The 19941-nt window shown below is 57.2% G+C and carries 12 protein-coding genes; 7 read left to right on the top strand and 5 right to left on the bottom strand.

Annotated elements, in window-relative coordinates:
* Nucleotides 1–57 precede the first annotated feature (57 nt).
* On the bottom strand, nucleotides 58–4917 hold the full coding sequence (locus tag ACWGXE_RS05845; RefSeq protein ID WP_447602071.1) for a multicopper oxidase domain-containing protein: 4860 nt from the start codon (nucleotides 4915–4917) through the stop codon (nucleotides 58–60).
* 308 nt (nucleotides 4918–5225) lie between these two features.
* On the opposite strand from ACWGXE_RS05845, the gene ACWGXE_RS05840 reads away from it, so the two are divergent.
* The 3 genes from ACWGXE_RS05840 to ACWGXE_RS05830 all read left to right on the top strand — a co-directional run bounded on the left by ACWGXE_RS05840 (nucleotide 5226) and on the right by ACWGXE_RS05830 (nucleotide 8777).
* Entirely contained in the window at nucleotides 5226–7043 is a 1818-nt protein-coding gene (locus tag ACWGXE_RS05840) for an APC family permease (RefSeq protein WP_447602069.1), read from the top strand.
* Between the two features lie 19 nt (nucleotides 7044–7062).
* Complete coding sequence (locus ACWGXE_RS05835) at nucleotides 7063–8163, top strand: PKD domain-containing protein (protein WP_447602067.1); 1101 nt, start codon at nucleotides 7063–7065, stop codon at nucleotides 8161–8163.
* Nucleotides 8164–8357: 194 nt separating this feature from the next.
* The gene (locus ACWGXE_RS05830; RefSeq protein WP_447602066.1) at nucleotides 8358–8777 is read left to right on the top strand and encodes a hypothetical protein; all 420 of its coding nucleotides are present in this window, start codon (nucleotides 8358–8360) and stop codon (nucleotides 8775–8777) included.
* Between the two features lies 1 nt (nucleotide 8778).
* On the opposite strand, the gene ACWGXE_RS05825 is transcribed toward ACWGXE_RS05830, so the two are convergent.
* Nucleotides 8779–10374 carry an aKG-HExxH-type peptide beta-hydroxylase gene (locus ACWGXE_RS05825; protein ID WP_447602064.1) on the bottom strand — a complete coding sequence of 532 codons (1596 nt, stop codon included), beginning with the start codon at nucleotides 10372–10374 and terminating at the stop codon, nucleotides 8779–8781.
* Nucleotides 10375–10572: 198 nt separating this feature from the next.
* On the opposite strand from ACWGXE_RS05825, the gene ACWGXE_RS05820 reads away from it, so the two are divergent.
* A complete protein-coding gene (locus ACWGXE_RS05820) occupies nucleotides 10573–12018 on the top strand; it encodes an Rqc2 family fibronectin-binding protein (protein ID WP_447602062.1) in 1446 nt (481 codons plus the stop codon).
* Here ACWGXE_RS05820 and ACWGXE_RS05815 read toward each other — a convergent pair.
* From ACWGXE_RS05815 to ACWGXE_RS05805, 3 genes are all read right to left on the bottom strand, one after another.
* On the bottom strand, nucleotides 12015–12383 hold the full coding sequence (locus ACWGXE_RS05815) for a PilZ domain-containing protein (RefSeq protein WP_447602060.1): 369 nt from the start codon (nucleotides 12381–12383) through the stop codon (nucleotides 12015–12017). The two genes, ACWGXE_RS05820 and ACWGXE_RS05815, sit on opposite strands and share 4 nt — an antisense overlap.
* Before the next feature lie 357 nt (nucleotides 12384–12740).
* The gene (locus tag ACWGXE_RS05810; RefSeq protein WP_447602058.1) at nucleotides 12741–14531 is read right to left on the bottom strand and encodes a glycoside hydrolase family 15 protein; all 1791 of its coding nucleotides are present in this window, start codon (nucleotides 14529–14531) and stop codon (nucleotides 12741–12743) included.
* Between the two features lie 153 nt (nucleotides 14532–14684).
* The gene (locus tag ACWGXE_RS05805) at nucleotides 14685–16160 is read right to left on the bottom strand and encodes a molybdopterin-dependent oxidoreductase (RefSeq protein WP_447602057.1); all 1476 of its coding nucleotides are present in this window, start codon (nucleotides 16158–16160) and stop codon (nucleotides 14685–14687) included.
* 404 nt (nucleotides 16161–16564) lie between these two features.
* Here ACWGXE_RS05805 and ACWGXE_RS05800 point away from each other — a divergent pair, with 404 nt between their 5' ends.
* From ACWGXE_RS05800 to ACWGXE_RS05790, 3 genes are all read left to right on the top strand, one after another.
* Nucleotides 16565–17434: a tetratricopeptide repeat protein gene (locus tag ACWGXE_RS05800; RefSeq protein WP_447602055.1), complete on the top strand. Its 870-nt coding sequence runs from the start codon at nucleotides 16565–16567 to the stop codon at nucleotides 17432–17434.
* A 270-nt stretch (nucleotides 17435–17704) separates the two neighbouring features.
* On the top strand, nucleotides 17705–18439 hold the full coding sequence (locus ACWGXE_RS05795; protein ID WP_447602053.1) for a hypothetical protein: 735 nt from the start codon (nucleotides 17705–17707) through the stop codon (nucleotides 18437–18439).
* The gene (locus tag ACWGXE_RS05790) at nucleotides 18405–19808 is read left to right on the top strand and encodes an MFS transporter (protein WP_447602051.1); all 1404 of its coding nucleotides are present in this window, start codon (nucleotides 18405–18407) and stop codon (nucleotides 19806–19808) included. Before ACWGXE_RS05795 ends, ACWGXE_RS05790 begins: the two co-directional genes overlap by 35 nt.
* Nucleotides 19809–19941 lie beyond the last annotated feature (133 nt).

Raw genomic sequence — 19941 nt, 5'->3', positions numbered from 1 at the left:
GGGAACCCCGAGAGGTTCCCCCTTCCGTCCAAGACACTCCGGACTGAGACCGAAAAATTACTTCACTGCAACAGGAACGGCCTGAACATCACGCCGTTCCAGTTCCGCGCTCTTCATACCAGCCGTTGCGCCGGTCAGCGGAAGAAGCCGCTGATCTCCGGCTGGCAACACGCGCATATAACCCCACTGGCCGGACTGGGAATACGGCAACCGTTGGTTGCTGTATACATAGTCACCGACCAGGCGGTACAAACCGCCGGCGGACGGAATGAACGCGTCCAGCACTTCAGAACCGGAATATTCCACGACGCTGATCGTATCCGCCCCACGCATGAATGGTTCGATCGGCCATTCATGTTGCTCAACGCTGAACATGCCGTTCTGCTCGCTGCTGGCGCCGATCACATGGATTCTCACCGGATCACCGGCATGGGCCTCAATGATCGGCGTCGCCGGATCTTCCGGCTTGTCGGCCACACAAGGCTGGAACACCTTGCCCAGCGAGCAACCCAATTCTTCACGATACTTGTACGGCTCCGACCGATAATTGACGCCGGTCAGTCCGGCCACGTTTTGCACGTACGGCATGAAGCTGGTCCCGATGATGTTGTCCTCGTCCTGGAAGAACAACGCCACGTCACGATAGTTCGGACGCGATTCGTTTCCCGGAATCGAGCGGTCGATGATCACATCGGCCACCCAGGCATTCTTATTCGTCAGGTCCGCGCCGGTCTTGGGATCGCGATACTTCGCGCCCTTCGGTCCGACGACGACCGCGCCGAATAAGCCGTTCCGAGGATTCATCATCACATTTCCCCAGTCCCACACCAACGAGGTGGTTTCACCGAGGAATGGATCGGCATAGTAGGTATAGGTGCGCTCGCCGCCGGGCGCGATGGTCTGATCTCCAGGGTTGTTCCCGACGTTTGCGCCGAGAGAATCCTTCGGATCAAAGGCCAAGCCAATGGCAGAGAACGACGCCTTGCCTTCCTTCATCTTGTTCTTCAAATGAACCTTCACACAATCCCCAGTGTTGATCCGGAGCGTCAGCGGCATTGGTTGAGCGCCGCCGGCAACCTTCGATACTTCCTCTTCCAGAGCGTAAATCTTCGCATCCGAATTCGCCATGAGGATCTTCCGTTCGAAGTCGACTTCGATGGACTCCGGCGCCTTCGAATTAAACTTCATGCCCGGATAATCCATGGCTACCACATTGAAGCTCTTCACAGGCGCTTCCGCCGGGCAGACCGGTCGGGGAGCAGGAAGCTCACTACGGCCGGAGAAGCCGACAGGGAGGCGCTGAAGATCGGCCTGCGGCTTGTCATAGACCCGAATGATTCCCCATCCCCCTTCCGAAAACTTGGAAGAGCGGCCATTGAAGTGGATATAGTCTCCGGCCTGCAAGCGCGGGCCACCTGCCTGCGGCACGACCAGATCATACCGCTCGGCGATGCCGATATGGATGGAGTTCTTTCGGTTTGCGTCCCCGGCATAGCGTTCACTGAGGAACGTATGTCCGGACACTGTCCACACCATCGATTCATTCATTAAGGTATGCAACAGCCGGAACACCATGGTGTCGCCGGCATACGCGCGCAGCAGCGGCGTATAGGGTTCACCGTGGATCTGGCTGTTAAAGATCTGCGAGGCATCAGGATTGGTCGCCAGTCGCTGTGCGATAGGAGCCGCCCTGAAATTCAGCCCGCTGCCGGTCGTATGAGTGCCGCCATTCAAGAACGGCATCGGCGTCATATAGATCTTTTCCGGCATCATAAATGACACGGTCTTGCCTGCTTCGAGAGCCACTTCGATCGGTTGTCCCGGCGGATTGCCGGCCGTGACGATATTGACCGTATGCGGCACCGTGTCATGCACCTGCACCATCAATTCACGGAAACTGCCGTTCACCCCATGCCCAACCGGCTCGATTGTGCGAATGTCCGCGACCGGCCCGCTCCGGATCTGCTTCCCGGTTTTTGGGTCATGATAGGTTGATCCCACCGGTTCGGCGATAAATGTCCCGAACCCGCCGTGCGGCCACGTGGTCGCGCCGAATGCATGGTCGTGCCAAAACACGGTGCCCACATCCGCATCGACCCAGAACCGTTGGCGAACGAATTCCACGGTCACGATGTCGTTGGCCGGATGATCGTTCTTCAATCCCTTGGCCAGCGTAATGGTATTGCCCTTAATTTCTTTGATCCGAGCAATCTCATTTCCTTTCACGTTGTCGGCGCCGACGAGAATGAGGGTGCCGACATGGTACTGTTTGGCATTCTTCACAGTGATGTCTTTCGCACCCTTTTTGGCGGCCGCGGTCATCACCGTGTTCATCGGAACCGGCAGTCCCTTCTTATTTTTCTTCTCCAGCATCGTGAACGGCCGAACCGATTGCTCGTAGGAGAAGCCGGTGATCACGCCATCCGACGCCTGATTGTCAAACTGCAGGAAATGCCAGTGAGTATTGATCTTCGACGCCTGGAAATTCGTGTAGTCGTCGTCATCCCACTCGCTGGTCAAAGTCCAATCGACGCAATCGTAGATATTGCCGCGCACAACCAATGGATACTTCAAATCATCGTTGGCGCGAATGGCCGCCTCTTCCTCGTGCAAGACGTAAATCAGGCCCGTCGGATCGACGACCGCCGGCTCCTTGCCCTGCGCCTTGGCGATCTTGATCGGAAGCTTGATGAAGTGGACGTTGTAGTGCTTCCGTCCCGCGTTCTCCGGACAGAGACTCCAGATCCCGTTTTCACCAGGCATCGCCTGGTCTTCGCTCTCCTCGCCGTTCGCGTCCCTGCGGATCATTTCCAACCAGGGTGCGCCCACGTGGTTCGGCGAGAACATGACGCGTTTGCCGAAATGAGGTGTGAGATGCGGCCACGCCACCTTACCGGTGAGCGGCTCAAAGGTGATCGGGTGGCGTTTACCCGGATGCGTCGACTTGTACTTCGGGTTGTCGATCGTGCTTTCCTTTTCGCTCATGGCACGAGTGCCTTCCCAGGTCCAGTCGAGCACGGTCGCGTCGTACGATACAATCTGGCCCTTTTCGTCCTCCTTATGACCAGGCTTGCCCGGAGTCGGCAACTGCATGGCCACCCAATCCTTGATATTGATGACCGCCGGGTTACCCTTCCAATTGCTCTTCCCCTTGTCGGTAATTTGGAAGGTCTTGCCGAACCAATCCACCGTCTTTCCGACCAGCTTGTCCGAAGACACAGGGGCATTGATCCGACCCTTCCGATCCGGAAGTTCGCGCAGATCCGGCATCACGTCGTTACGCATGTCGCCCTGCTGGAGGGTGTTGTATACCCGCCAATACCCCCACATTCCCGCCACATAATGGTGCGCCACGTGGCAATGGAACAAAAAGTCACCGGCCAATTGCTGGCAGAGGCCGGATCCGCACTCCGTTTCGAGATCGAGCGCTTCGGAAGGACCAATGACTTCAACGTCAACCCGGTCGGTCTTGTGACGAATGACCGGATATTTCACGGGACCATTGACCGCGGTGGCCCAAAGATTCATGTCGTCGATGGCGCGCGGGCTGCGCGGCCAACGAATCGTGCCGCCGTGCGGATGGTGGGAATGGAACACTTCCGAGCCGCCATGGACCAAGCGGAATTTCGCCGGGTCGCCGAGATAGGAACGGGGAATCGTGGGGGAGGGATCGCCAAAGGTGTAGGAACTGTACCCCATCGACTCATCCTCGAATCCAAAATACTCATGCTGCACGTGCATATTGTTGATGCCGAACGGCTCGCTGCGATAGTTGATCGCCCGTCCACCGGGACGATAGACATCGGTCAACGGATCGCGCTGAGGCAGGAAGTCGCCTTTCTTATTGACCGGGCGAAAGGCTTCGTCGCCGACTTCATGGTACATGAGTACAAATTCACGGAAGTCCGGACCGGTTCCATTCTTGATGATCACCTGCCAACCGCTCCGGGCAGGCGTCGGATCGCCGCTGCCGAGCGGCTCCAGATACTCGGAGCCGCGAGGCTCGACCACGAAAGTGCCGAACAGCCCCATCACGGTCAATTCACGATCGTTGCTGAAAGTATGGAACTGGCGCGCCCCTTCCTGGGTGCTTGGATGGATATACCATTCAAAATCCTGGCTCTTGCCTTCGCCCACGATCGAATCCGGATTGGTCGTGGTGGCGGCCGCGCCGCTGGCGCTGACGATCATGCTGGAGCCATGAATGTGCAAGCTCACTTCTTCCCCGCCCTCGAGCTTGTTGCTCAGCTTCATTTTCACACAGTCGCCTTGGTTGGCCCGAATGGCAAGCGGTTGGATCCACTGTGCCTGCACACCGGGAATCACCGCGCCGGGGTCATATCCTTCCTTATCGCGGGCGGCCCGGTTCGTTTCTTCTTCGGCCCGAATCTTGTCGATGTCTTCGTCCAGGGCGTACATATAGCCAGGATAGAAATCGAGCCATTGATTCAACGTGATCTCAACATTGATAGCTGAAACGTTGTACTGTTTGACTGGAGCCGAGGCGGGGCAGCGGCCCCCGTTTGCGGCGGCAACCGGCTCCACACGAGGATCGGACATGAGCAACATGTCCTGACCACCCGCTCCATATTGGTGCAACATGGAAGCGGTATTGAACATCCCGGTGTTGACCTGCTGCACTTGCGGGTCACGGCTCAACTGATCCATGACGCGCTGGTGGTGCTGGTCGACCTTGGCCGCACGGTCTCCGCGGCCTTCCATCGTGTCCTCTATGATCGTTTGCCCCTTCAATTGCTCGGCCCATGCCGGCAGTTGGTGAGACATGGCGGTATGCTGAGGCTGATGCTCAGCGTGGGGGGAAGTCTCAGCCGACGCAGCTAGTGGAATGCATAAGAGCGCTCCACCGGCAATCACGCTGAGACTGCGTGATGTGAGATGAGTTACCCAACTATTCATGGATCGGCCTCCTTGAATGATTTAGGGAACAAATCGAAATGGATCTTAAGTTGATAGGGAATCCGTGGCAGATATTTGATTCGTGTCTTCTTTTATGTACTCCTTTGATCGATTGGGCAAGCCCATGACATTAGAAAAAGTCCTAAAGAGAACGGCACAATACTCAACTTGATTTTGTATGTCAACCCCTTCCGCGATCGGATCAACCGTCAGGATCGCATTGCCGTGGCGCAGAAAGTGCGCCTGCTTTCATTTCCCAAACAAGGATCTTCCTGATCGCGGGTGCGTTTGTGCGATAATGCCCCGGTATGTACCTTAAACGCTGGCTCGTCGGCCTGCCGCTTAAAACGGCGCAAGCCGCCGATGAACGTCTTTCCAAAACGGTTGCTCTCGCGGTCTTCTCCTCCAATGCCATTTCATCCGTGGCCTATGCCACGGAAGAAATCCTCCTTGTCCTGGTTCTGGCCGGGACAGCCGCCATGGCCTGGTCCATACCGGTAAGCCTGGCGATTTTATTTCTGGTCTCCGTGCTGACCGTCTCCTATCGCCAGATTATTTATGAGTACCCGGAAGGGGGCGGTGCCTACACCGTCGCCCGGTCGAATCTCGGAGATATTCCGGCCCTGACGGCAGCCGCAGCCTTGATGATCGACTATGTCCTGACCGTCGCCGTCAGCGTGGCCGCCGGCGTCGCCGCTCTTACGTCCGCCGTGCCCGATTTATTTCCTCATCGGGAAACCATTGGACTCGTGGCCGTCCTGTTTATTGTCGTGATGAACCTGCGCGGCGTGCGCGAATCGGGCCGCTTCTTCGCCGTCCCCACCTACATCGCGATAGGGGCATTGGGCCTCACCGTCCTCATCGGCGGCCTACAGATCATGATGGGCCGCGACGCCCCCACTGTTCCGCCCCCGGTCGGGGGAGTGGCCATTGAAAGCCTTACCATCTTCCTGCTCCTGCGCTCATTCGCCGCCGGCTGCACCGCCGTGACCGGAATGGAAGTGATTTCAAACGCCGTCAAATCGTTCCGCCGGCCGGAATCCAAGAATGCCGCTGCGACTATGTTGATCATGTCTCTTATCCTCGCCGCGCTCTTTAGCGGAATCACGGTGTTAGCCTATCACTACGGCGTCGTTCCCAGAGCGGACGAGACGGTGGTGTCCCAATTGGCCCGGATCATCTTTGGGACCGGTCCCCTTTATTATTCGGTCCAAGGCGGAACGATGCTTCTCTTGATCCTCGCCGCAAACAGCGCGTTCAACGGCTTTCCGCTTCTGGCTTCGATCCTCGCCCGTGACGGCTATATGCCCCACCAAATGGCGAGCTTCGGTGACCGGCTGGTCTTTTCAAACGGCGTGGTCATCCTGGGGGTGCTTGCCGGCTTGCTCATCATATTGTTCCGTGGCGATACTCATGCCTTGATTCCGCTTTACGCCGTGGGTGTGTTCGTTTCCTTCACTCTCTCGCAGGCCGGCATGGTCCGCCGCTGGCTGACCAAGAAGGGACCGCACTGGCGGAAAAAGCTTATCGTCAATGGTATGGGCGCGATCACAACCGGAGTCGCGACCGTTATCATCGCCAGCACCAAGTTCCTTCAAGGCGCCTGGATCGTGTTCCTCCTCATCGCGCTATTCATCATTCTTTTTCTATCGATTTTTTCCCACTACAAAGCCGTCGCGGAGCAAGTGTCGCTGTCCCGCGATCACCGCCCCCCCCTGCCGAGGCGCAATATCGTGCTTATTCCCATTGGAGGCGTGAACCGGGCTGTCGTCCGGGCCGTCGATTATGCGCGCAGCCGGGCCGGTGAGATTCGAGCGGTACTGGTCGATGTCGATAAAGAAGAAACGGCCAAAGTTGAAATTCAGTGGGCCCAGTGGGGGTGCGGTGTTCCGTTGATCGTGCTGCCTTCTCCCTACCGATCGATCCTCGGCTCACTGCTCGATTACATCGAGGAACTGCTGCAGAAAAACCCGGACGGATGGGTCACCGTGGTGATCCCTGAGATCCTGCCGGCTCGCTGGTGGCAGAATATCCTGCATAACCAACGCGCGCTCATGCTGAAAGCCGCGCTGCTTTTTCGCGAGCGGGTCATCCTGACAGACGTGCCGTTTCATCTCAGCCGATAAACATGGAGGACATGGCGCTATGACTTATTCCCGCCGGACATTTGTCGTCGTCAAATCTTGGGCGCTTGTCTTCATCCTCTGCACCGCCATGCCGAGCTATGGCTTCAAAATCGTGGAGCCAGCCGACGGCGGCACGGTGGAATCCGGAGGGACGGTGACCGCTCGAGTCGACGTGGGGTCCGATACCGGTATCGTTAAGGTGCGCTATTACTGGTATCCCGAAGCCGCCGATACGCTGGTCGAACAGGATGAAGAACCGAGCGGCAAGGCATCCCAGGACAAACTGGCGGACGAAAAATATTGGCAGCGGGACAGTGTCACCGACGCTCCGGTCGTCGCCCTCCCGCCGCTCACTTCCACCTCGGACGGAAATCCTCCGTTCGGCGGCCCGCTAAAGGTGCCGGCCGGCGCCATCGGAAACGCCAGGCTGCTCGCAGTTGCAGAGATTTCTCAGGGCCGGCTCGGTACGCGATCAGTTTTCGATGAGATCCTTCTAAACGTCCAACCGAAGGCGGACCTGCTCTCGATTGAATTTGAAACGGATAAGCCCCTCCGGCTCGGTCGAGCCGGCCAGTCCTCGGCGTTTGGTCACGTCGATTCCATGGGCAAAATTTTTGAACTTCCCGTCGTCGGCGAGTTCGCGGATGGTGTCGCCCGTTCATTGGTTTCTCCAAGCGCCGGCACGACGTACCGTTCCTCGAACGAACAGGTCATCAAAGTGCTGCAGAAGGGCCTGCTCCAGATTATCGGCAATGGCGCCACTGTGCTGGAAGTGGAAAACCGGGGCCAGCGGGCATCTCTCGAGGTAACGGTCGAGGTGAATGAAGAGCCGAACCTCCCGCCGATCGCGGATGCCGGCCCGGCTCGAACGGCAAAAGCCGGATCCAAGGTGCGGTTGAGCGGCTTGAAAAGCACCGACCCTGAGGGAGAAGCGCTTTATTATAGTTGGAGTCAGGTCCGCGGCAGTAAGGTGGCGCTGCTCGACGTGAACATGCCCGAGCCTTCCTTTATCGCGCCCCACGTCTCGGAGACCAGGTTATTTCGATTCAAATTGCGGGTCACAGACAAAAAAGGAGCGGACAGCCTCCCCTCGTTCGTGGACGTCACCGTTGAACCGTGAACGAAGAAATAAGATGACCCCGTAATTTTTTCCGCGCCGTTTAGTACATCCACGAGTTCCATTTTCCCGCCTGATCGTGCAGCTTCGCCATGCTCTGACCGATTCCAATTGCCGTCCGTGATTGATTTGGGTCTCACACGACAATCCGACAACCGGCGGCGAGAGCGCATCCCTACGATGAAGGAGAGAACCTGATGCACCACCTTGTTCGATCAATGATCGCGGTCCTGTTTTTTGTGACCCCGATCATTGTTACCGGCTGCGCCACACAAAGAGAACGACCCGATTCGCACGTGCATTACGTCCAGATTAGGGACACCATCACCCCCATGGACCTCTATGTATCGGTCGGCGATCAGGTGCGGTGGCAAAATCTACGCGGCGAACCGGTCAAAATCGGACTGCTTCCCGGCGTCGATCTTGAAAAGACTACCTGCGAGAAAGGATTCAAGAGCTTCGGCATCATGGAAGATTTCGTGACGATTAAGCCTCGGGACTATGTGAGCCTCTGCTTCGTCCGGCCCGGCCTGGTTCGATACAACATCTGGATGGATCCGAAGGATGCGAAGGGAGGCATTACCAGGACGGCCGTCATTCACATCGAGCGCTCTTAACTTATCCTTCGCGAACCGGAGGAAGACCCGTTCCAAACCGCTTGCGGGCAGCCTGTAGCTCGCGCCGATGGCGTACCAGTTCCGCCCCGTACGGAGATTGCAATAGCGCAGCCATCTTTGGCTCCATCCGCCCCTGCACCCCCGTCAATGTGCGGGCAAGCAGCCGGGTCAACACACCGCCGATTTTGGTGATCCACCCCAAGCGCCGTTCGGCTTGACGCAGGTCTCGTAATGAATAACGGACCGACTCAATTTCCTCCGCACAGCGAAACCGCGCTCGCTTCAGATCATTCATCGACAAGCCAGAACGCCGCCATCTCCGGGATCCTTCAGCTCCGGCCCCCCAGGTCGAGAGCCGTTCAAACAAGAGGGCGCCCATGGTAAATGTAAAAGTTGCGTGCAAAATGCCTCGAACCGGACGCAACGTCCGGCGCCAAGGTGAATAAAACATCTCGCGATTGCGATCATTCCGGTACAGTACATGCTTGCGCAGCAAGAGGTTGAGATGATGATGGCTGTTTTCGTGAATAAGATCGTCGATCAGGTCGAGGCGATCTCGATCAAAGCAGTTGAGAAACGATAACCCCGGCTGGTGCCGATAGCTGAAGCTGACCACGCCCTTGGCCTTGAGCGGGATGATCCGCGAGGTCAATATCGACAAGCACTCGTTTCCGGCGGGCCATGCCTGTTCGAGCACCGATAAAGCGCGGCGCATGCGGACGGCCACCCGAGGCGGCGTGGCACAAACGCGTGCCGGGGCACGATTTCGGCCGTACACCAAAGTGGGACCTAAAGTCAGAGTCCTACCGGCATTTCTCAACAAGACGACGGGATCCTGCCGCCTCCAATGCCAACGTGCCTCTGCGCCGGCGGTGTAGAAGGGAAATCGACGGCTGCCGCTCCTGAGTTCCATTCGCCTGCCGGTCACGATGAAACGGCACCTTGGCGCAACCCCTCGAAGGGCCTCGCGCAAAGATCGCGGCGCGTGGTATACAGGGCCGTCGGCCCCAACTGTGAGCGTATAGGGAAGTTCCGCCCGGTCGAAGTCGGCGGCGAGATCGCAGCCCGCTCCCCAACTTCGTCGTCTCGTCTTTCGGACCCATTCGCACGTCAGTGCCGGATCCCACAATAACGCTTGTCTGGTTACATCTTCGGCCAGACGCCGGCAGAGGCGCCCGATTCGTTCGGCCAATCGACCATCATCGACAGCCCCGCCGGGAAAGAGTTCCTCGGCATAACCATGCTCATACCAACTCTGCCGGCATTCGGCATACAATTGTTCGAGAAATTCGATGTCCCGTCCGTGCCGCTTTGCTTGCTCATGCAAATCAATGAGATACACGAGATCATTTAATGTTTCGATCCATCCGACGATCCGCCAGTGAGAATAGCAGTCGAGGCTTATGGCATTGTCCACCAGCTGGATCAATTCGACCGGCAACCGTAATCGCGCAGCAGCTTCTGGATATTGTTGTTCCAGGTCATCGCAGAGATCCGAGAGAAGTCCCTTCATTGACCGCTGGAATTCTTTCATGAGGGCAAGCAGAAAGGCGTCATCAAAAAGCTTCAGGCGGGTCATAATACGTGAAGTACGCACTCGCTTCCGAGTGAGCAGAATCCCCGGTAAAATCTGTCTGCGCAATCGGCCGCGAGCACGCGGTCCTGGGTGCACATGGACACCCGCAGGCGACGGCATTTCGCGTGAACTGTGCGCAGAAACGGGAAGAATGAAACTTACCATAGCCGGTCGAAGCCGGTCGAGCACGGATCGGATTGAACGGGAACCGCTCGCGATATGGCGATAACGACGTACGAACTTGCCGCAGTCCTCCGTGAACTGGCGCCCGCCGTGACAGGCGGCTGGATTCAAAAGATCGGGGAACCAAGAGCCGACACCGTTGTGCTCGATATCAGAGTTCCCGGCGCTACGATGCGGCTGCTGATGTCGATTGATCCCGACCAGGCCGGTCTCCACCTAGTCACCAAACCGCATCCCAATCCCTCCGTTCCTCCGACGTTCTGCCGATTTCTGCGGGCCCGTTTGGCGGGGGCACGCATTGACCGGATCCGGCAGATCAACGATGACCGCATCGTCCGCCTGGATCTCACGGCGGCGACGGGAACATGGGGCCTCGTCGCTGAACTCCTCGGCAGACAGGCTGATCTCCTGGTGATCGACGGAAAGGAGCAGGTACTTATCACCTATCGCGGCGCTGAACACCGGTTGGGGCAGGCCTATGCGCCAACTCAAGCACCCGCCGCACCTCGGACTGCCCCACCGCGATCCTCATCCATAGCGGAGGACCCAGACGCGCCATTCCCCGTCTCCGCCAAGCTGGAGGACCGCTACGATCGTCGTGAACGCGAACTGGCGACCCACCGCCTCACCGCTGCGCGCGAGACATTCCTGCGCAAAGCGATCAAGAAGCAGCGCCGGCTCATCACCGCGCTCGGCGGCGACCTGGCAAAAGCGGCTCAATACGAACGGTACGCCCGCTATGGCGAACTGCTGAAAAGCGTCCTCGGCCGTCTTCATAAGGGCCAGACGAGAACCACAGTCGTGGATTATTTTGACGAGACGCTTCCGGAGCTGAGCATTCCGCTTGATCCGGCCAAAACCCCGCAGGCCAACATGGATGACTACTTCGCCAAGCATCGCAAATTTCTCACGGCCAGGAAGGCGATCGTCCCGCGAATCGAATCGATTCAACATGCCCTCCATGAGGCGGAGGGGGAACTTGAGCAAATCAGGCAAGGAAGCTGGGTACTCCCCGGGTCGCCCCAACCTGAAAGGCCAGGCTCTTTCGCCCGGTTGCAGAAACGCGAAAGTCGGCCGGACCGGCGGGGCCCCTTTCGGCGGTTCACCTCCGCCGACGGCCTGCCAATCTATGTCGGTCGGAATGCACGAGAAAATGATGAATTGACCTTTGCCATCGCCAAGAGCGAGGATCTCTGGCTTCATGCCCAGGGGGTGCCCGGCTCGCACGTCGTCGTCCGTCTGGAGAAGGGGCTGGACCCGCCGATCGAGACACTTCGGGATGCGGCGACACTCGCTCTGTTATACAGCGACATCAAGAAGGCGGGACAGGGAGACGTAATTTACACCAGACGCAAGTGGGTACGGAAAGCCAAGGGCGCAGCAGCGGGAAGCGTGACCGTCACGCAGGAAAAATCGCTCTTCATTCGCCTGGACCAAGCCCGCCTGGATGCATTAAAGCATCGATCCGCGACCCGGGGCTAAGGATTGGATGCAATCAGCCGCAGCAACGTTCGCTCGACATCGCTCGGCAGAGCCGTCCATTCCAAGCCGAATGAATCGACATCAACCCAGCGGACATAAGCCGGATTGATGGCTAATGGGGCCGGCCTTTGTGCGATATGCAACGATAAAGACAGCCGATCCCCGGCGCGGACTTGGGCGTGACTGAGCACCTTACATCCCTTGGCGGACAGATTCACCACCGTACCTTCCCCTTGGTGATCTCCATCGAAAGAGACCGACAACTCGCTCCGCGCAAATGAAAGGACCACGGGCGGCGACATCCGAAACCTCGGATGTCGCCGCAGCTCGATCACGTTATTCTTGAACGGCTTGGACTCGTCCATGGACCTCATATCGCCGAACCGGTAACAGCCGTCTCCGGCTTTCCGGAAATCCTTCGATATCCTGCCCGCAAAGTACCCCAGGTCAGTGATATTGTCTATAACTACCCGCTAAAGGATCGCGATTTGAAGTTCCCCTGATTGGCGGACACTGCTTAGGCACAGTTAGCTGAGATATCTGGTGAGTATACAGCGTCCGCAGCCCCATCCGAATGGAAAGCAGATGCAATCACGCTGGGCCGAGAGACCGGCCCGAATGTCAATCAAGCGATCATCTCAGGCGGAAGTAGAGCAGTTATGAAACGGAGGGAACCCACACCGGGGGGCCCGAGAGCGAGTTCTCTCGAGTCACGATTCAATTTATGTACTCTGTCGATGCTGCGCCGGCCCTTTCGCCTTCGACAAACTGTAGGCGGTATTGACCAAGGCAAGGTGGGACAAAGCCTGCGGGAAGTTCCCCAGGAGCCGCTTCTCGATGGGATCATACTGTTCGGCAAGTAGGCCCACATCGTTTCGAAGGGTCAGAAGTCGCCGGAAAAGGGTCTCCGCCTCCTTGCGACGCCCTTGGATGGCATAGGTGTCTGCGAGCCAAAATGAGCAAGCGAGAAATGTGCCTTCTCCGGCCGGAAGACCATCGACGTCATCCGACTCCTCTCCAGAATATCTCAGCACCAACCCATCGTGTAGAAGATGCTGCTCTATGGCCTTCACCGTCCCCGCGACGCGTGCATCGTCCGGGGTGAGAAACCCCACCAGAGGAATCATCAACAAGCTTGCGTCGAGTTGTCGTGACCCATAATACTGAGTAAAAGTATTTCTCGATGCATCGAATCCCTTTTCGCAAACTTCTTTATGAATGGCCGCCCGGATCTCCCTCCATCGACCGAGATCGCCCGGCAAATGGAATGTCTCAATGTCTCGGACCATCCGATCCATCGCCACCCAGGCCATCACCTTGGAATGCGTAAAATGTCTGCGAGGGCCACGGACTTCCCAAATGCCTTCGTCCGGTTCTTTCCACTTCGTTTCCAAATGTTCGATGATGCTGGTTTGAATGGCCCAGCCACGTTCATTCGTTTCCATACCGGCTCGGCGAGCTTGATGGAGTGTATCCATCACCTCCCCGAAGACATCGAGTTGAAGTTGATGCCAGGCTGCATTTCCCGTACGCACGGGAGACGATCCTTCATACCCCGGAAGCCACGTGAGTTCTAGTTCAGTCAGACGGCGTTCACCCGCCACACCGTACATGATCTGCAATTGTGCAGGGTCTCCCGCGACCGCTCTAATGAGCCAATCTCTCCATGCCGCCGCTTCCTCTTTGTATCCGGCGGTTAAGAGAGCATAGAGCGTGTACGTGGCGTCGCGGAGCCAGCAATACCGGTAGTCCCAGTTCCGGACACCGCCCAGACGTTCCGGGAGAGAGGTGGTCGGAGCCGCAACAACACCACCGGTCGGCTGGTAGATGAGTGCCTTGAGTGTGATCAGCGAGCGCACTACCGCATCCCGCCATTCTCCATCGGGACTACATTGGGATATCCACTGGCACCACCAAGCTGTCGTCTCTTTAATAGCTTGGTCGGCATCGGGCACAGATGGTTTAGGGTCATGAGAGGGATGCCAGATCAGCACAAACGGCACTCGATCCCCCTTCCGCACGGGAAAGTCGGCCAAAGTGGTGAACTCCTTCCCATAGGTTGCAACCGGCGTGGATAAACAGACTGCATCCGGACCTGCGATAAAGTGAAGTCCGCCGGGGTGCCTCTGCGCCCAGGGGAGCACTGAGCCGTAATCAAAGCGAATAATGAGCTGCATGCGCATGCGGACAGTTCCGTGAAGCCCTTCGATCACCCGCACGACAGCGGGGTAATCTTGACGAATAGGCATACACTCAATGAGGCGTACAGCTCCGCCATCGGTTTCGAAATCGGTCTCCAGTATGAGCGTGTTGTCTCGATAGCGGCGATTCGTCCGGTGAGCTGGTTCGACGGGACTTAGAAGCCAATGTCCATGCTTTTCGTGGCCCAGGAGCGAAGCAAAGCATGCAGCCGAATCGAATCGCGGGAGACATAACCAATCGATGGAGCCATTGCCTCCTACCAAGGCCGCCGTGTGCGTATCGCCTATCAGTGCATAGTCTTCGATGCGCATGGAATCGCCCACAGGCCTACCCGACGAACTATTCAGATAGCCGCATCACCCAATTTCTTGGATCGCCTGATGTGGCTGCGGACGATCCACCGATCGTTCGAAACGTAGTGACATTGTGTCCGATTGAAGACAACCTTTCCGAACGAATTGGTTCTAAATCGATGCCACCTTGTCATAAAATTGGTGATCTTCGCGGTATCCGCCATAGCCTTGTCCAACTCGGCTTACGTCATCGATGAATTCTACGGCTGTCAAGTACTTCACCATCTTGTACCCGGTCTTGGTCTCGATTCGCAGCCGACAGGGGGCGCCATGTTGTGTAGGTAAGGACTTCCAGTTCATCTCGTACGCAAGAATCGTTTGAGGATCCAGCACCTCGTCAAGCGTGAGCACTTCGTAGTAACAATTCGGAGCGTACTCCTCCTGCATAAAGGCGTGAAAGGCGACATAGCGAACACGAGGAAGAGGGCGGCAGAGGCTCATCACCGCATGCATCGGCACACCCCCCCATTCCGCCACACCCGACCACCCTTGAATGCAGTTGTGCTTGGTAATCTGTTCCTGCTTCGGCAACTGTCTCAGGTCGTCCAGAGATAGACTGAGGGGGCGTTCGACCAATCCGCAGATCTTGAGTGTCCAGCCGTCAAACCCTCGCTCGGCCAAATCGCGGTATTCCGGACTGACCGGCGGATAGCCATTCACTCGATGATGAGGCGTAATAGCCGATACGGCATAGTGCTGGCGGGAGCGGAGCCGCCCGAACAGGAAGCGCAACACCGGTTCGAGAATGCGGTCGCCCATAACTTGGAATGTCCGCTGGTGACCAAGTGTCCACCGCGTAGCCACGATATGGAACAGCAAAATACCCATGAGGCCGAGGGCCGCGATGGCGGCGGCTATTTCGGGATGGAAACGCGGGTCGCCAAACACCATGTTTCCGATATTGTTGAAGAAATGCACCACCAGCACGAGCGTCACATGGACAACGATATAGCTCAAGAGGACGACCAGCCCGAGAAAGTGGAGGCTGCGGGCCACCTGGCGCCCGCCGAACAACTTGGGATACCAGGGAAACCGAGCAATGAAAGCCGGCGACATGCAGAGCCCGGTGAGTATCATCATCGGCGCCACGAAAAACACGATTGCCGCGTAGGTGAGTTGCTGGAGCGGATCGTAAGGATGAAAGGCGGTCTCGGGAGGGATCTCAAATGTCGCGAAGGTCACAGCACTGTCCCATGCGGCCGGCACGATATCCCAGCTCGTGGGAATCAGTCGCCGCCATTGACCGGTCGCAAAGAGCAGACTCACATAGACGAGCCCGTTGATCACCCACACGAGAATGGTCAAGAAATGCCACCGCCGTCCGGCGCCCAGATTATGATGACCACCCGGCAATGCGATAATCGAATTGACCGTTTCGGCCTCGTCCATCGACGTCCAGAGCCGATCCTTCGGCATGACTTTTTTACCGAATTTGATCCATTCACTTCCCGGTCTTGCATCGTCGTTCCAGTACAGTTTGGGGTGATCGGCCAGAATCTGAATGCCGCTTCTGATCAATAGGAACATGCAAAACAGGTTGATGAAGTGCGCTGCGCGAAGCCAAAAGGGAAAGCCGAGGTCATCCATACGACTTCCTCCTTGAAGAGATTTATCAAGAACTCATCAGCATGCCTTTCCCTTGCAAGCGACGGGCCGACGTACAATAGGCCCTTAGGCCCTTCCACATCACAGGCATTGCCCACAGCTAGAACATCGCGCAGGCCGCACAGATCACTCCCGCACAATGATCGGATTACCCATCATGGGTCTTTACGAGGAACACAGTTTGCGTGTGATCAGGTTGCGCGCACCTCCTTCTCGATCGGCATTACGCTAACGGACATAGTCGCTGTACGGACTTAAGGATTTGCGATGCCGCTCCGTTCTGCTCCGTACCGGCATGGAAGGTTTTGGCTTGAATTTCTATACCGTTAGCGGTAAGTGACTCCTTCGCATCGTCAATCACCTTTATTCGTGTCCTCAAACGACATATGAGCTTTCGCATCGGATTGCGGGTCGTTGTCCTTTCCATAATCTTGGGGCCGCCCGTCGGCTCTGTCGCGCAATCGGCCCAGTCAATCAGCGCGTTGGATGGTTCCAGTGAACCGGTGGCGCCGCAAGCTGAGGACATGGAAATTATCGCGCCCTTTGACAAGACTCAACCCGTCGGCGACAGCGCCGCGGAAGCGATGCAACATAACGATCTCGGCGTCGCTTTTGTCTTCAAGGGCAACAGAAAAGAGGCTATCGATGAATTCAAACACGCCTTGAGGCTCGAGCCGAATTATTTTGCCGCCCATCTGAACCTTGCCAATACGTTGCTCGATCATAGTCAGCATAGTGAAGCCATCGCCGAGTTTCGCGAAGCCCTCCGCCTGAAACCCGCCGATGCCAAGGCGCACAATGATCTCGGTGTGGCATTGAAATCCATGGGAGACCTCCCGGGCGCCGTCGCCGAATTCCGGACCGTGCTAGCCTTGCGCCCCGGCGACGTGCATGCGCACAACAATCTGGGAGCGACCTTGAAGGCCATGGGGGATATCGATGGAGCAATCGCGGAATACAAAACAGCTATTGGGCTTCAACCCAACGACGTGAATGCGCACTTCAATCTTGGGCTGGCCATGATGGAGACGAATAAGATGGAGGCCGCCGTGGCCGAATTCCGTACTGCCCTTCACTTACGCCCCAATGACGGCGGTATTCGCTTCAACCTCGGCATGGCCTTGGCCAAAGTCGGAAAACGGGTGGAGGCGGCCCAGGAATTCCAGCAGTATTTACGCCTTGAACGTGATACACCGGCGACCCGGCAGTGGATCGAGCAGGCGGAAGCCAAATTGCGCGAATTGGAGAGCCAGTAATTGTTTTGGGAGCCGGATTCCCGCCTTAGCCCACAATATTCATGACAGTTCGCGACGAAACCGCCGAGACGCCAGACGAGAAAGGCGCGCGGAGCCGTGAGAGAACGAGGCATACTCAAAACGGCGGTTGCAGTAGAGGCGTTCATGAATAATGCGGGCTGGGCCGAGCCGGCCGTTGATTACAAGAGTTTAATCACGCCGTAGTTCTCGCTATACTACCTCACGGAGAGAGGCCGCCTCAGGGCGGGTCCTCAAGCCCAGATGCAGGCCATGCGCAATGAGTCCATTCGTCCGTCACCGGAGAAAATGTCGCGATTCCGCGCCGTTCACCCGATCGTTTCAAGTTTAGTTGCCCTCCTTCTGTCTTTTCTGCTAGACGGCGAAACAGGCCGGCCCGCTGCTGAAGGTTTCTCTCAAGATAAGGTGTGGACCTTCGATGAGTCGCCGCCCGGCGCCCTGCCTGAATCACTGAAGATCGGCACCTTGTTCGACGGGCGTCCGGCAGGAGAATGGAAAATTTTGATTACGGGCCGAGCCAAGAGCGCTTCCCAAGTGCTGGCCCAAATTGGAGCAAAAGGTTCCGACCAAGCCTATAAGCTTGTGTTGTTCGAAGGCACGACCAGCTCGAATGTGGATCTCGAGGTATCGTTCTTGGCCGTCTCGGGTAAGGCTGATCTCGGCGGTGGCTTGATCTGGAGAGCACGGGACGATCGCAACTACTATTTATTGCGAGCCAGCGCCGTTGAGCAAAATATTCGACTCTATCGCGTGGTGAAAGGAGTCCGCCACTTGGTCAAGAATCACAACCATCCGATCGGACCGGCTGCTTGGCATAGCCTCAGAGTCATTCAGCACGGCTGTGAGATGCAGATCCGATACGACGACGAACCGATCTTCCAGCTGTGTGAGCAGACATTCGATCAAGGGCGCATCGGCCTCTGGACAAAGTCCGATGCCGTGACATACTTTGATGATGTGCAACTCCGCCTTCTGGATGGATCATGATCGCCTCGCCCCTTCCTTCATCCACTTCATGAGCCTTACCCCCGATGAATTACGACTCCCTCACCGACTCCTCACCGCAGCGGCAGGGTGGTCGGGCCGGCGAGGAGCCGCGGCCTACCAGATACAAGCCCTGATCATCACTTGGATCGTCTGGGTCTTGGGCGCCATGAACGTCATGCTCTACTCCTTGGTTTTGATTCCTGCGTTGCAAGAATTGCTCAGCCCCGACATGCCCGGCGCGTCGGTGACAACATCCCTCGTCGGTTGGTACGGCGGAATCATTTTTTCTATCTTCCTGATCGGCTGGGCTTTCGGCGGGGTCGCGCTCGGAGCATTGGCCGATACAATCAGCCGGACGAAAGTCCTCATGATCGCGGCGACACTCATAGCCTTTTCCACTGGATTGGCGGCTTTTTCGCAACAATGGTGGCATCTCGCATGTCTTCGTCTCCTTACCGGAATTGGAATCGGAGGGCTCTGGGCAGCCGGGGCTGCATTAATAGCCGAAATCTGGGCGGATCGGGATCGCGCCAGGGCGGCGGGATTTCTTCAATCGGCATGGGGTTTCGGATTCTTCCTTGCCGCTGCGGTGACCTTGGCCCTCAAAGACTTCGGATGGCGCGCCTCGTTCGCAATCGGCCTGCTTACGGCAGGGTCAACCTGGCTCATCTCCCGGCATCTACGCGACTCCTCGCAATGGCGGCAGGTCCATGCAGGAGAACAGGCCGACACCGGCCGGGCCGCTTCAAATGTCGCTCTCTTGTTTCAAAAAGGCCTCCGTCGATCGACATGGACCGGCACCGGATTGGCCTTTGTGGCCGTTTTCGGCCTATGGGGCGCCACGAATTGGACTCCGAGTCTGGTCCAGTCCTTGCCGGAATTGGGAGCCTTCGATCCGCCGGCGATGGCCGCACGCGTCAGCATTGCGGTCATGCTGCTCAATGCCGGCGCATTACTCGGATACTTCACTTTCGGAATCCTAGCCGAGCGGTTCGGCCGCAAACCCGTCTTTGCCTTCATGAACGCGGGGAGCCTCGCCATGATGCCGCTGACGTTTTACTTTCCACATAGCTACCTCACGGTGCTGGGATTGCTTCCGATATTGGGATTTTTTAGCAAAGGCGTATTCGGGGGATTCCCGCTGTACCTACCGGAACTCTTCCCGACCAGGCTGCGATCAACCGGAGCGGGATTTTGTTATAACGCGGGGCGGATTGTGGCGTCGGTGAGCCCATTCATTACCGGAACACTGGTCGCGACCTTCGGCAGCTTCGGACGCGCCGCCTCAGCTGTCGCCATCGTCTATGTCGCCGGCCTCCTGATCATCCCCCTGGCGCCTGAAACGAAGGATCGCCCGCTTCAAGATTAATATTTTGGCCACGAGGACTAGGGGTTCGCCTAGCACTGGGGAAATTACGATGCCTGATATGCTAATGTCGGAACGATTAAGGGGCTTTAGTGGATTGGAAAGAGTCTAAGGATTACAATAGCGAGGCGGTAAA

Source organism: Nitrospira sp. Nam80 (genome assembly GCF_965152575.1).
The sequence above is the reverse complement of the archived record's forward strand: the minus strand, read 5'-3'. Positions and strand labels throughout refer to the sequence as shown.

What these genes read in the sequence shown, in the direction of transcription:
- ACWGXE_RS05845 (WP_447602071.1), bottom strand. Translation starts at nt 4,917, where the DNA reads ATGAATAGTTGGGTAACTCATCTCACATCACGCAGTCTCAGCGTGATT.
- ACWGXE_RS05840 (WP_447602069.1), top strand. Translation starts at nt 5,226, where the DNA reads ATGTACCTTAAACGCTGGCTCGTCGGCCTGCCGCTTAAAACGGCGCAA.
- ACWGXE_RS05835 (WP_447602067.1), top strand. Translation starts at nt 7,063, where the DNA reads ATGACTTATTCCCGCCGGACATTTGTCGTCGTCAAATCTTGGGCGCTT.
- ACWGXE_RS05830 (WP_447602066.1), top strand. Translation starts at nt 8,358, where the DNA reads ATGCACCACCTTGTTCGATCAATGATCGCGGTCCTGTTTTTTGTGACC.
- ACWGXE_RS05820 (WP_447602062.1), top strand. Translation starts at nt 10,573, where the DNA reads ATGGCGATAACGACGTACGAACTTGCCGCAGTCCTCCGTGAACTGGCG.
- ACWGXE_RS05815 (WP_447602060.1), bottom strand. Translation starts at nt 12,383, where the DNA reads ATGGACGAGTCCAAGCCGTTCAAGAATAACGTGATCGAGCTGCGGCGA.
- ACWGXE_RS05810 (WP_447602058.1), bottom strand. Translation starts at nt 14,531, where the DNA reads ATGCGCATCGAAGACTATGCACTGATAGGCGATACGCACACGGCGGCC.
- ACWGXE_RS05805 (WP_447602057.1), bottom strand. Translation starts at nt 16,160, where the DNA reads ATGGATGACCTCGGCTTTCCCTTTTGGCTTCGCGCAGCGCACTTCATC.
- ACWGXE_RS05800 (WP_447602055.1), top strand. Translation starts at nt 16,565, where the DNA reads ATGAGCTTTCGCATCGGATTGCGGGTCGTTGTCCTTTCCATAATCTTG.
- ACWGXE_RS05795 (WP_447602053.1), top strand. Translation starts at nt 17,705, where the DNA reads ATGCGCAATGAGTCCATTCGTCCGTCACCGGAGAAAATGTCGCGATTC.
- ACWGXE_RS05790 (WP_447602051.1), top strand. Translation starts at nt 18,405, where the DNA reads ATGATGTGCAACTCCGCCTTCTGGATGGATCATGATCGCCTCGCCCCT.